The sequence below is a fragment of the Mycobacterium sp. URHB0021 genome, assembly GCF_054057895.1.
The window spans coordinates 3,399,339-3,412,060 of record NZ_JBSRZT010000002.1 but is presented as its reverse complement, the minus strand read 5'-3'; the positions used below and the strand labels follow the sequence as shown (position 1 = coordinate 3,412,060).

Annotated in this window: 9 protein-coding genes and 1 pseudogene; 6 read left to right on the top strand and 4 right to left on the bottom strand. The window is 63.4% G+C overall.

The window, feature by feature from the left end; all coding sequences use genetic code 11:
• Nucleotides 1–29 precede the first annotated feature (29 nt).
• Nucleotides 30–1,544, top strand: coding sequence for a GMC family oxidoreductase (locus ACVWWN_RS19010; protein ID WP_457145235.1), 1,515 nt, complete (start codon nt 30–32; stop codon nt 1,542–1,544).
• Nucleotides 1,545–1,623: 79 nt separating this feature from the next.
• On the opposite strand, the gene ACVWWN_RS19005 is transcribed toward ACVWWN_RS19010, so the two are convergent.
• On the bottom strand, nt 1,624–2,616 hold the full coding sequence (locus ACVWWN_RS19005; RefSeq protein ID WP_457145234.1) for an NADPH:quinone oxidoreductase family protein: 993 nt from the start codon (nt 2,614–2,616) through the stop codon (nt 1,624–1,626).
• Nucleotides 2,617–3,176: 560 nt separating this feature from the next.
• Between ACVWWN_RS19005 and ACVWWN_RS19000 the strand changes: the two genes are divergently transcribed.
• The gene (locus ACVWWN_RS19000) at nt 3,177–3,812 is read left to right on the top strand and encodes a TetR/AcrR family transcriptional regulator (RefSeq protein WP_457145233.1); all 636 of its coding nucleotides are present in this window, start codon (nt 3,177–3,179) and stop codon (nt 3,810–3,812) included.
• 125 nt (nt 3,813–3,937) lie between these two features.
• Here ACVWWN_RS19000 and ACVWWN_RS18995 read toward each other — a convergent pair whose 3' ends face one another.
• The 3 genes from ACVWWN_RS18995 to ACVWWN_RS18985 form a co-directional block, all read right to left on the bottom strand.
• Entirely contained in the window at nt 3,938–5,278 is a 1,341-nt protein-coding gene (locus tag ACVWWN_RS18995; RefSeq protein WP_457145232.1) for a GAF domain-containing sensor histidine kinase, read from the bottom strand.
• A 589-nt stretch (nt 5,279–5,867) separates the two neighbouring features.
• Nucleotides 5,868–6,776, bottom strand: coding sequence for an SDR family oxidoreductase (locus ACVWWN_RS18990; RefSeq protein WP_457144366.1), 909 nt, complete (start codon nt 6,774–6,776; stop codon nt 5,868–5,870).
• A 41-nt stretch (nt 6,777–6,817) separates the two neighbouring features.
• Entirely contained in the window at nt 6,818–7,549 is a 732-nt protein-coding gene (locus ACVWWN_RS18985; RefSeq protein ID WP_457145231.1) for an SDR family oxidoreductase, read from the bottom strand.
• A gap of 834 nt (nt 7,550–8,383) precedes the next feature.
• Here ACVWWN_RS18985 and ACVWWN_RS18980 point away from each other — a divergent pair.
• From ACVWWN_RS18980 to ACVWWN_RS18965, 4 genes and pseudogenes are all read left to right on the top strand, one after another.
• Nucleotides 8,384–9,826, top strand: coding sequence for an aldehyde dehydrogenase (locus ACVWWN_RS18980; protein ID WP_457145230.1), 1,443 nt, complete (start codon nt 8,384–8,386; stop codon nt 9,824–9,826).
• A gap of 28 nt (nt 9,827–9,854) precedes the next feature.
• Nucleotides 9,855–10,253 (top strand): annotated as a pseudogene (locus tag ACVWWN_RS18975) (methyltransferase domain-containing protein); the annotation flags it as partial.
• A 105-nt stretch (nt 10,254–10,358) separates the two neighbouring features.
• Nucleotides 10,359–10,670, top strand: a complete 312-nt coding sequence (locus ACVWWN_RS18970) for a hypothetical protein (protein ID WP_457149484.1) — start codon at nt 10,359–10,361, stop codon at nt 10,668–10,670.
• Nucleotides 10,671–11,013: 343 nt separating this feature from the next.
• The gene (locus tag ACVWWN_RS18965) at nt 11,014–12,639 is read left to right on the top strand and encodes an amidohydrolase (RefSeq protein ID WP_457145229.1); all 1,626 of its coding nucleotides are present in this window, start codon (nt 11,014–11,016) and stop codon (nt 12,637–12,639) included.
• Nucleotides 12,640–12,722: the final 83 nt, after the last annotated feature.

Sequence of the window (12,722 nt, the reverse complement as noted above, 5' to 3'; positions counted from 1 at the left end):
CATGTCCGTCAATGTGAATGAGATTCGATATGTCAAAGCAAGATAACAGGTACGATTTCATTGTCGTCGGGGCGGGCACCGCCGGATCGGTTGTCGCAGGGCGGCTTACCGAAGATGAAAACCTCAGCGTGCTGCTGCTCGAGGCGGGAAGCGCGACGCCGCCCGCGGCCAGCGCTACCCCCCCGGCGTGGCCGACACTGATGCAGGGTGAGGCAACCTGGGGTGACACGACGACGGTTCAAACCCAAACCGGCAGAGCTATTCCACTTGTCCGAGGCCGAGGCATCGGCGGATCCTCGACTATCAACGCGATGGTCTTCGCCCGCGGCCATCGAGACAGTTATGCCACCTGGAATAACCCCGGCGCGACTTCTTGGGATTTCGACAATTTGCTGCCATATTTCAAGCGCAGCGAGACGGCAACCCACGGCGAGCCCACGCTGCGCGGCCGCAGCGGGCCCATGCTCGTTGCTCCCGCTTACCCGCCAAACCCCGTTCTGGTTGCATGCCTTGACGCGGCACTAGAGCGCGGTTACGGCCGAGCTGGCGATGTCAGCGGCGGCCTCGAGGTCGGCTTTGGGTTCACAGACCTCACGATCGCCGCCGGGCGGCGGCAAAGCGCCGCTGATGCATACCTTGCACCGGCCCTGCATCGGCCCAACCTCAAATTCGCCGCCGACACGACCGTTCGGCGCCTAGTCATCCAAGGCAATCGCTGCACGGGAGTGCAATACACCGACGGCAACGGCCAATTAATGGTTGCCACCTCAAGCGAGGTCGTACTCGCCGCAGGCGCGATCGGATCGCCGCATCTGTTGATGAGGTCGGGTATCGGACCGCCGCATCACCTACGGTCATGCGGCATAAATGTCCTCGTGGATCTACCCGGAGTCGGTCTGAATCTGCAGGATCATCCAATAACTCCGATCGTCTATCGCGCCGCTCAACCGGTGCCGGCCGCCCAACACAACCATGGTGAGCTCATCGGATTGATCCGCACCAATGCGGCGGGTGGCGCACCTGACATCCAGATCTTCGGCGTCGACTCCGCTAACGTACCGGGACTCGGCGATGTCGGTGGCTATGTCCTGGGCGTGTCTGTTCTGCAACCGATCAGCCGCGGTCGCGTCAGACTGCCGGGACAGGACGTGGACGCGGCGCCGCTGATCGACCCGAACTACTTCGGCGACGAACGCGACATGCAAACCATGCTTGACGGACTCAAAATCACCCGCGAAATCGGCGCCGCAGAAGCCCTCGATGAATGGCGGGCCGAAGAGATAGCACCGGGTCTAGCAGCCGCAAGCGATGACAAACTGCGCCGATACGTTCAACAGGCTGTCGCGTCCTATTTCCATCCCGTCGGAACCTGCGCAATGGGCACCACGCCCAAAAGCGTTGTCGACATGCAACTGCGAGTACACGGAATCAATGGACTTCGCGTTATCGATGCCTCGGTAATGCCCTCCATCCCATCAAACAATCCCGCGGCAACGGTCTACGCGATCGCCGAACGCAGCGCGGACCTGATCCGGCACGGTTGATCTACGCGACCGGAGCGCGCCGAGAGCCGATCCGCAACGTTGCCTAGACCGCTTAGCCCGTTCAGTTTTCGATGTTCCGCTACCAAGAAGCTGTGATCACTGTCTTTCCAGCGTCTGGGGCAGCCTGATCGCCGATCATCTGGGGCACCTGGTCGAAGCCGTACACGGCTCCCACCGGCGTCCTGATTGCCCCCCGTTCCGCTAGGTCTGCAAGGTGATGCCAAACGGCGGCCTCGGCGGCCATGTCGTCGTTGGGAGTCGCGAGCACCCCGACCGCTGTGTAGTTACGCAATAACATGTCGGTCGAGTCAAGCGGCGCTGTTGTGCCGCTGGCCAGGCCGATGATTGCTATGCGTCCGTTGCGCGTGATGCTCTTGAGCGCAGTGACGGCGATATCACCGCCGACCGGTTCGTAGATCAGGTCTACGCCGCGCCCGCCTGTCAATTGCGCGATTCGAGCTGCCAGGTCGTCGGTGCGGTAGTTCACCGTATGGTCAGCGCCGTGTCGTCGGCAGAACTCCACCTTCTCCCCGCTGCCCGCTACCGCGATTACCCTGGCGCCCAGCACCTTACCAAGTTGGACCGCGGTTATACCGCTACTGCCCGCCGCACCCAGGATGAGTAGCGTCTGTCCAGCCTCGACCGGGGCTCGCTCGACCAGGCCTGCGTAGGCCGTTCGGAAGCCGATCGGGACACCACCAGCTTGTTCGTCCGTCATGCCAGTCGGGATGCGGATCGCCGAGCCCTCTCGCAGGTACGCGTAGTCGGCGTACCCACCCCACCCCTGCAGGAAATCGGTAATGCCCATCACTTGGTCGCCGATCGCGAACCGTGACCCTGCCGGCACGGCGACAACCTCACCCGCGGCTTCCAAGCCCAGACCGAAGGGTGGATCACCCGACAGGGGGTACTGGCCCGCCACCATGAGCACATCGGGGAACCCCGCGCCCGCGGTGCGTACCCGAACCAGCACCTGCCCAGCGCCTGGCTCAGCCCAGCTCATCTCCTGGAGTTCGACCGCCTCCCTCGGATCGCCGAATTTCACCACGCGCCATGCATGACCAGAAAACATCTCACTCCTCTGAGTCTGGCTGTCGTTTAGGACCTGGCGCGTCGACTCTTTCCTGGCTACGAGAATTTCCCGTCGCACCGGGCGCTGCTCGACGCAGAGGGCGTCAACCAACTCGGTGACCTCGCCATCAGCGGTGACGAATCCCACGTACGAGATCAGCTGCGGCGCCCTGCCGACATCAACTCCCCGCCGAACATTGCTCAACGCGTTTGCGTGAGCAATTACAGGGGCTCGACTTTTATCTTCTGCTCTGGGCTGAACAGGTAATCGCAGTAACGCATACAGATCCTTTCAGGTTTTAGAGACGACAGGTCATAGGCGGCTGGTTGCAGCAATAGAGGACTTGAGTGCCTGGTACGCGGCACATCCGTCGGGACGGACCGCCTCGACGTCGGCGTCCTGCGAACGGGTGGACCAGTCGCATGGCGGCACCTCACTACTTCCCCAACCTTGGCGACCGACACGCTCGTCGAACCGTCACACAGTCGCTCAGCACCCGACGGAATGTTGTTGTTTGTCGACAACAAACTTAAACGCACTGCTCCCATAAACTCATCCCCATGGATCGAAGCGCACATAAGGACACTGCGCGGACTCGTGCGGAGCAGAACGCTTACTCTGCGCGTCGACTGCGCAAGGCCCTCGTCGACCTTGTGGCCGAACAGGGCTACGAGGCGACCAGCGCGGCGGAGATCGGCGTGCGCGCGGGGTTCAGCAGAGCGATGGTCCACGCGCGCTTCGGCACTAAGGATGCGTTGCTCGATGAACTCATGCGCACGGAGTTCGAGCAGCAGATCCTTGGCGGCACGGACGACGGTCTCACCGGCCTGCAGCGGGTACTGACAATTCTCGAGCGCCTGGGCCAACTCGCCGACGACGATGAGCGTTTTTTAAAGGCCATGTTCGTCCTGGGCTTCGAAGCAGCCCGCGGTTCTGAGGTCATAACACCAAGAATCATTCGATGGCTTGAAGTTTTGGAGACCACCGTCGCCGCCGCGATGACGCAAGGCCAGGAGGACAAGTCGGTGCGCGCCGATGTGCAAGCGTCTGACGCTGCGCGTGAATGCCTGATGTATGGACTGGGAGTCGCATACGCCTGGATAGTCCTGCCTGGGACGGACTTCCACGCAGAACTCGAACGCTGGCGCGCCCGCATTCTCGCCGATTACGCCCCACCCAAACGAAGACGCCGTTGACCAACCCTGGCGACAGGTCGCTGGCACCGCACGCAGTACCGCCATCGAAGCCACGATCGCGGATGCACCTCACCGCAAGTGGCCGCGCCGCCGCCTGGCACAGAGTTCGGCCTCGCTGGCCAAGCTCAGAGGTGGAGGGTAGGGAGCGGAATAGTCGCAGCCAGTGTCGTTCCGCGCCCGACTGGGCTGACAACCTCAAGGCGACCGCCAAGTGCCTCGACACGGTCCTTGAGTCCGATGAGTCCCGACCCACTGCCGACGACTGCGCCCCCGGTCCCGTTGTCGACTATCCTCAGACGCAGACTTCCGTCCGCGATGCCGGCGCGGACGGTGACTTCAGATGTGCGCGCGTGCTTGGCGGCATTTGTCAGAGCTTCTGCGACGACGTAGTACGCAGCGACTTCAACTTGTTCCGGCATCCTGGATTTCACGGCGAGGTCCAGACGTACTGGTATTGCTGAGCGGCGGGCTAGTCCGTTTATCGCAGGACCTAGGCCGCCTCTCGACAGAATGGCGGGATGTATCCCGCGGGAAATCTCGCCGAGTTCGGTTGCGATTGCGCCGAGTCCGACGACAGCACGCGACATGTGCGCTCGTAACTCGTCCAGGTCAGGTGGCACCAGCGCCTCCGCGGCACGAAGTTGGAGGCCAAGTGAGACGACTCGCTGCTGCGCGCCATCGTGGAGGTCACGTTCGAAACGTTGCCGTGCGTGATCTGCCGCGGTGACGATTCGAGCGCGAGAAGCAGTGAGTTCGGCACGGATTTCGGCGTTGGTAATCGCAGTGGACACCAGGTCGGCGAAGTCTTCGATGCGCCGTTCGGTGTTAGGCGGGAGCGGTTCGGTTCGCGTTGACCCGACCATCAAGGCACCCCAGATGCGGCCATCGACGATGATCGGCGCGCCTGCGGCGGAAAGCAGGCCGAGCGACCGAATGCGCTCGGCAGTAGAACCCGTTGCGCCGGCGTAACCATCCATCCGGGCCGGCCGGCCATGCCGCAGGATCGAAGAGGCTACGTTGTCTCTTTCCAGCGAAATATGCTCGCCCTCGTGCATAGTTACATCACCGTGCTGGTCGCCTACGTTCGCAATAATCGTTGCCCCGTGGGGCCCGTAGCGCAGCAAGGTGACGTTGTCCACGCCCAATCCTCCGGACAATTCGGCCACGGCTGCCGGATAGATCTCCACCGGAGTCGCTCCGCGCGCAACCAGCGTTGCGACGCGGCGGAGCGCCGCCTGTTCCACGGCTAGCGTTTTGGCCAGGCATGCCACAGCATCGGCTTTCTGGCGGCGTTCCTCTGATTCGGCGGCCCGTACTTGGGCCTGCCTGCCGAGGAAATTGGCTAAGAGTGCGATGGGCAGGAAGACGAACACTGCGAGAAAGTCGTGCGCGACGATCGGCCCACCGTGGTCGAGATGAAAGTAGAAGTACACAGCCGCGCTTGCGAACGTTGTCGCCAACGCCAACCCGGATCCCCAGCCTGCTGATACGACTAGCACGCCAAGAAAAAAAAGGGCTCGGAAAGATTTCTCGGATCCCGCCGCTTGGAACCAGGCGACCAACACCGTTTCGACACTGATGAATGCGGCCGCAACGGCGATGCCGATACCGAGCGGTAGGGGTTGCGGTCGAAGCAATGCCCCTAGCAGTCCACTGCCAGGAGACGCTGGCGCTGGCTCCGGTCGCTGCGACGCAGATGCGTCGTCCGTCGTTCGCATCAGCTCAACCTCGCTTCACAAAGTAGGAGCCACGGCCCCATGGTGCACTCCACAGAAGGGGTTGCTGTTTAGCGGTATGGGCTGGTGGGTTTGAGAACGGCTAGATCTTTTCGGCGCGGCGCGGGAAAGCCTTATTTGACACCAAGGAAGGGCACCAGATACAACAGCAGCGCGTGATCGCTGCTGCCGACGGTGGCCGACCAGCGCCGCCGATGAACGTGCCGCCCGGCGCAGACACCGAGGAGACGTGCGGAACCAGTGAAAGCTGTGCGGCATAGCGGCCAAAGTTCGTCAGGAGTGACCGCGGTCGGTCACATTGGATGTGGAGTCGCCCAGTCTATTTCGGTGTCCCTGAACTGCTCACGCTGAGCAGATCGCTGAGACCGATCCGCTGGTAGAACCACTGCCGGACCCGGTCACCCACGCGGAAGACGTCCTCGGCGCCGTCGTCGGCCGGGTCGATGTAGATCCGGAACGGCCGTGAACCTTTCTCCGCGTCAACAACTTTCACAATCTGGCGGGCGACCTCGAACGGGTCGGCGTCTGCGGGCGCGATCTCGGCGAGCTTCTGCCCGACCTCGTCCAGCAGGCCCGCGTATTCGGTGTCATAGGCGGCCGCGACGTCGGCGTCGGCCGGGTGTCCGGCGTTGTCGAAGTGGTTGGTGCCCGTGGTGAACGAACCGGGGATGACGATCGTGGTGTCGATGCCGAAGCGGGTCAGTTCCGCGGCATAACTGACCGCGAGGGCATCCTCGGCGGCCTTGGCTGCGAAGTAGGGCCCGAGATAGGGCGGGGTGCCGCCGCGTGAACTCGACGAACCCACCCAGAGCACCAAACCGTCCCGTTGCGCCCGCAGATGCGGCAGTACCGCCCGGTTGACCCGCTGCGTGGACAGCACGTTGGTGTCGTAGATCGCCGCGACCTGCTCGGTGGTGAAGGCCTCGGCGGGCCCCAGCACCATGTGACCGGCGTTGTGGATGACCACGTCGATGCGGCCTTCGGCGTCGAGCACACTGCCCACGGCCGCGTCGACCGAGACCTGGTCGGACACATCCATCTCGACAGGATGGAGGGCGACGCCGTGTGCGCCGGAGTAGGCGCGGGCGGCCGCGGCCGCCTCGGTGTTGCGGCCGCCGATATCCCGCATGCCCGCATAGACAGCGTGCTTCGCGTCGGCGAGCGCTCGCGCCGTCATCGCGCCGAACCCGCTCGAAGCGCCGGTGATCAGGATGACCTTGGAACTCATGACCGTCCTTTCCTGGATCGGGAAAACTATTGGGGCACGTGTCAGGAAACGACGCCGCCATTGACGAGGATGACCTGACCGTTGACCCAGCGCCCCGGCCCGGCGAGGAAGGCCACCGCCTCGGCGATGTCCTGCGGCTCACCGAGCCGCTCCAACGGTGCGGCCGCCTTCGCGCGGTCGATGACGTCCTGCGTCTTGCCCTCGAAGTACAGCGGTGTGGCGGTCGGCCCGGGTCCGACGGCGTTGACGGTGACATCGCGACCCCGCATCTCCTTGGCGAGAATCAGCGTCATCGCGTCAACGGCGCCCTTCGTTGCGGCGTAGGCCGTGTAGCCGGGTACGGCGATCTTGGTGACCGAGGTCGAGAAGTTGATGATGGCGCCGCCCTTCCGGACGCGGCGCGCCGCCTGCTGGCTCACCACGAACGTGCCGCGCACGTTGGTCCGGTGCATCCGGTCGAAGTCGTCGAGGTTCAACTCGGTCAGCGGCGACAGCAACATGATGCCTGCGGTGTTGACCACCACGTCGATGCCTCCGAATTCGGCCTCGACCTCGTCGAACATCGCTTCCACCTGCGCCTCGTCGGCCACATCGGCGGCCACCACGAGCGCGCGTCCGCCGGCGGCGACGATCTCCTCGGCCACCGCCTGCGCGCGGTCCTTGTTTCCGGCGTAGTGCACGGCCACGGCCATGCCCGCCTGCCCGAGTCGGACAGCCACCTGATGTCCGATTCCGCCCGATGCACCCGTCACCAGGGCGACGCGATCAGCCATGCCACTGACTCCCTCCCGTTCCATACCTTGCGCCCACATAGTCAGTAACAGAACGATCAACCCATATTTGTGCGACGCTCCCCTGAGATACTGACGACCGAAGGCCCAATGAAGCACCGCTAGCAGTCACGGGGTCCCAGCCCAGTCGGCGCTGCGGGGCACCGCGAAGCCACAGCCACCTCCCTGTGGACCCTGTCGACGAGGCAGGGTGTCCTCCTCGATCCAGAAAGCCACCAGCAACTGGAAGGCAGCAGCGTCGTTCACTGGTAGCGCCACACCGCTGCAAGTGGTGAGCGCGTCTACACCGATGCCATCGTCGACGCCGACCGTGTAGTGGCGCGCGAGTGTTCATGAATTTGAGGTTGCCATGCGCTAGTTGCTCAGCGCCTCTGCTTGTCCCGCTGGGTGGAACGTGATGCTTTGCGCTCAGCCCCCAGCAGGCTTGATGCCAGTAGCCGGACTGGAGGGTGATGGCAACGGTACTGCAACGTGTTGTTCGCGGTGGTCGTTCAGGTCCGTTCGATGAGGTGCTCGGGAGTGCCTCGAGCACCCGGCGGGCCACTGGGCACCTCCTCGAGCCGCTCACCGCTGGAGCGCAGTCCTGTTCGGTTGTGCTGGTGGCGTCAAGCCTTGCTCGATAATGAGATTGATGGGAGCTGTCTGTGGGCGGCGTGCTGATTCGGCATTGAGCTCAGCGCGAGTCCGACGCGCGGTGTCGCCGGGGGCTCTAGACCTCACGAGATGAGTTTGAGAACCGGTCGCGTTGGAGTTGTTGTTGACATACAACAATGCGGAGCTGTTCGAGCAGTGATCGCGAGAGCCAGGGAGTTGACGATGACGACATCAGATGGGGCGCGGTTGTTCATCGGTGGCCACTTCCGAGCCGCCGAGCAGACCGCCGACGTGGTGGAAGCGGCCACCGAGGCGGCACTGGGTGAGGGGGCCAGCGCCACCACCGCCGCCGACGTTGATGCAGCCGTTGGCGCCGCCCGATCGGCCCTGCCCGGGTGGCGCTCGACACCCCCACAGGAGCGGGCGGTGATTATCGGTGCGTTCGCCGGCGCGTTGAACTCCCGCGCCCAGAGCACCAGTGAACTGATTTCGCGCGAGACCGGCCTGCCCATCTCGGTGTGTCAGATGACAAACGGTGCGCTGCCGGCGGTGCTGCTGGAGTACTACGCCAACATGGCCGCGCAGACTGCTCCTGAAGAGATCCGGCCAGCAGCAGTGGGACACACCATTGTTCGCCGCGAGCCCATGGGCGTGGTGGCCGCGATACCACCGTGGAACTATCCGCACGGGCTGGCCGCGTTTAAAGTCGCGCCAGCGTTGGCCGCCGGCTGCACCGTGGTGCTCAAGGCCGCGCCCGAGACAGCGTTGGATGCAATGATTTTCGGCGAGGCCGCGATCGAGGCCGGTCTGCCGCCGGGTGTGCTCAACGTGATCGCCGGCGGGGCGCAGGCCGGGGCACATCTGGTGGGGCACCCCGGTGTCGACCGGGTGGCTTTCACCGGGTCCACCCAGACCGGCCGTGAAATCGGCGAGACCTGCGGTCGGCTGTTACGGCCGGTCACACTCGAACTCGGCGGCAAGTCCGCCGCCATCATTCTCGACGACGCTGACCTGGACGCAACGATGCAGGGCCTGCGGACCGCTTCATTCGCCAACGCCGGCCAGATCTGCTACCAGAACTCGCGGATCCTGGCGCCGCGGTCACGGTACACCGAGGTCATCGACGCCCTGGCCGCCCTCGCCAACGACCTCAATGTCGGCAACCCGTTGGATCCAGCGACCGAGGTCGGGCCCTTGGTCAGCAGCCGACAGCGCGACCGTGTGCTCAACTACATCGACATCGGCCAGGCCAACGGTGCCAGGCTGGTGAGCGGGGGAGACACTCCGAAAGACCAACCTCGCGGCTGGTTCGTCTCCCCCACCGTTTTCGCCGACGTCAACACCACCGACCGCATCGCCCGCGAAGAGATTTTCGGCCCGGTGCTGACCGTCATCGCCTACGACTCCGAAACCGAGGCGATCGACATCGCCAACGACAGCGAGTTCGGCCTCGGGGGTTCGGTGTGGTCGACCGACTCAGATCGTGCCACCGGGGTGGCCCGCCAAGTGGCTACCGGCACAATCGGAGTCAACGGCTACCAACTCGACATCGCGGCCCCGTTCGGTGGAGTCAAAGGCAGCGGCATCGGCCGCGAGCTCGGCCCCGAAGGACTCGCCGCCTACCAACACCTCAAAACCATCTACCACCTGCAGCCGACCAGCTGACGACCCGCCGACACCAAAGAGAATCACGATGCACAACACCAATTACCTGTTCGGCCACGACCAGCACGAAATCAACCGCCTAATCCGGCAAGCGGAGATGTTGAGGCCCATCACACAGCGCCTGTTGGTCAGGGCCGGCGTGGAGAAAGGCATGCGAGTAATCGACATCGGCTGCGACTTAGGCGATGTGGCGATGCTCGCGGCCGAGCATGTCGGACCCACCGGTCGGGTAATCGGCATCGATCGTAACCAAGGAGTCATCGATGCCGCGCGGCACCGAGTCGCAGAGCGTGGATTCGACAATGTTCAGTTCGCGCGCCACGATGCCCAAACGTATGACGCACCCGCGGACTTCGATGCGGCCATCTGCCGCTACGTCCTGATCCACCAAACCGACCCGGTTCGATTCCTGCAGGCGACCAAGCGCCTCGTTCACCGAGGCGGGATCGTCGCGCTCCACGAAATGGACACCACCCGTGACGTCAGCTCCACACCGCGCCTGCCACTCCTACACCAGATGACAGCGTTAGTGATGGCGACGTTCGAGCAAATGGGCACCGCGCGCGACGCAGGCGCGCGTCTGGTGCCATTGTTCGCCGATGCCGGACTACCCGTCCCCCATCTTTTCGCAGAGACCATTGTCGAGAGCGGCGACGATTCCATGCTGTTGCCGTGGATCACGGACTGTCTGCGACAAGTGTTGCCTCGCCTGTTCGCAACTGGCGAGGTGACCGAAGACGAAATCCAGATCGACACACTGACCGAACGCCTAAAACAGGCCGCCCTGGAGTCGCGCAGTCAAATCGTCTCCGTCCCACAGTTCTGTTGCTGGGCCCGCATGTAGCGATCGGCCCGATCTGCACCCGCCGGACAGAGAAAAATCGGTCCGCCCATACGCTATGTGGATTGCCCGATATAGCGAAGGACACCCAGGACAACCGCGGTCGCGCCCGGCATCAATCAGCCACGATCCGCGCTTCCGAAAGCTGATTCTATCCGAGATTCGACCCGACGATTCGCAATGTGATCTGCTCGATGAGGTGGCATCGACATTGCTTCTCCGAAACTATTCAGCCAGTGTGTAATACGGATCGAAATGGTCGCGTCGATACCGTCTGTCGGTGAACCGCATTCACTGGATGCGCTCTGCCGCACGGACATGTCCTTAAGCATTGAATGGAGTAAACATGGCGCCGGCCGGGGATCTTGTGCTTCTGAATGCCAACATCCGCACGGTCGACGAACGGGATTCCACAGCGGAGGCAGCGTTGGTCACTGACGGAAGATTCGCGGTGGTCGGCGCGGAAGAACAGGTCCGTGCCGCGTCGGCCACCGCTGAGGTGATCGACGTCGGGGGTCGGACGGTGATTCCCGGCATGATCGATGCCCACAATCATCTGAGCATCGCCGCGTTCGCTCCCGACAGCGTGGACTTCTCGGTCACGCCCGTCGCGACGTTGGCCGAGGCGCTTACGGCGATCGAGAACCACTGCCAAACCGTGCCGTCCGGCCGGTGGGTGCGCGGCATGCGGTTCAACCCGTGGCAGATTCGCGAGCGGCGCGGTCCTACGCGCGCCGAGTTGGATGAAGTCGCACCGAACAATCCGCTCTTTCTGATCGATGTGAGCTGCCATCTCGGGTGGGCCAACAGTCTCGCTCTCGCTGAGGTGGGGATCGATACGCATACTCCCCAACCCTGGGGAGGCCAGATCGAGAAGGACGCCGATGGCGAACCGACCGGCACAGTGATCGAGACGGCGACGAATCTGTTACACAGCGCATCGTGGAATTCCTATGCCGAACGCGACTGGGACCGTTCCGTGGCGCTTCTTCACGCGAAACTCCATGAGTATCTCGCGGAGGGTCTGACCGGTGTCGGTGACGCCATGGTGACCGCCAAGGCTGCCGAGCTCTATCGCCGCGCCGATGCCGCGGGCGGACTGCCACTCACCGTGCAGCAGCTTCACCATGGCGACCACTTCTTCGCCATGCAGGATCTGCGCCGGTTCGACATCATCGAGCAGGTCAAGGAAGCGAGCACCAAGATGCTGCGCGGGGGGGCATTGAAGATCTTTGTCGATGCCGGCCATCCGGACGGACCGGCGATCGATCAAGTCCACGGCGGATGCAAGACTCACGCCGGATCGACGTACTACACCAAGGACGAAATCCTTGACTTGGCTACGCGCGCCAGCGACCTGTCGATCAACACCGCGATCCACGCAATGGGCAATTGCGCTGTGGACACCGTCCTGCGAGCGTACGAAGCGGTCCGTGGTAGAACGACTTCCGACGCGGTGTTGCGGATCGAACACGCTTTCGTCGCGGAACCGCGACAGGGTGCCCGGATGGCCGAACTCGGGATCGATCTGGTGACCAACCCGGGCCTGGCTTATTCGTTCGGCGCCCAATTCAGCATGTGGCGGGGTGAGAACCAGCCGCACCTGCGCGTTATGCCGGTCCGCAGCATGATCAACGCTGGGGTACGGGTCAGCCTCGCGTCCGATCATCCATCTGACGGGTACTCACCCTTCGAACTCATGTGGGTGGCCATCACGCGAGCCACCGCCCAAGGTGACCAGGTGGACCCGGAAGAGGCCATCACGGCTGCCGAGGCATTGCGCCTCTACACGATCAATGCCGCGCACGCCTCCGACCGGGCCGGTGAAGAGGGAAGCATCGAGGCTGGCAAACGCGCCAACTTCGTTGTCTTGGACCGCGACATCGTCACCTGCGCCACCGACGACATTAAGGATGCACAAGTCGACATGACCTTCGTCGACGGTCAACGGGTCTACCAGCGCCCCGTGTAGATAAGTCGACCGGTCAGTGTTGGCGTGCACAAATGGGAGTGAGGAAACTACAAGCGTCGCAGACGTTGCAAGAGTAAACCAGT

Excerpts from the sequence above, each read along its gene's own strand:
- ACVWWN_RS19010 (WP_457145235.1), top strand. The coding sequence starts at position 30 with ATGTCAAAGCAAGATAACAGGTACGATTTCATTGTCGTCGGGGCGGGC.
- ACVWWN_RS19005 (WP_457145234.1), bottom strand. The coding sequence starts at position 2,616 with ATGTTTTCTGGTCATGCATGGCGCGTGGTGAAATTCGGCGATCCGAGG.
- ACVWWN_RS19000 (WP_457145233.1), top strand. The coding sequence starts at position 3,177 with ATGGATCGAAGCGCACATAAGGACACTGCGCGGACTCGTGCGGAGCAG.
- ACVWWN_RS18990 (WP_457144366.1), bottom strand. The coding sequence starts at position 6,776 with ATGAGTTCCAAGGTCATCCTGATCACCGGCGCTTCGAGCGGGTTCGGC.
- ACVWWN_RS18985 (WP_457145231.1), bottom strand. The coding sequence starts at position 7,549 with ATGGCTGATCGCGTCGCCCTGGTGACGGGTGCATCGGGCGGAATCGGA.
- ACVWWN_RS18980 (WP_457145230.1), top strand. The coding sequence starts at position 8,384 with ATGACGACATCAGATGGGGCGCGGTTGTTCATCGGTGGCCACTTCCGA.
- ACVWWN_RS18970 (WP_457149484.1), top strand. The coding sequence starts at position 10,359 with ATGGCGACGTTCGAGCAAATGGGCACCGCGCGCGACGCAGGCGCGCGT.
- ACVWWN_RS18965 (WP_457145229.1), top strand. The coding sequence starts at position 11,014 with ATGGCGCCGGCCGGGGATCTTGTGCTTCTGAATGCCAACATCCGCACG.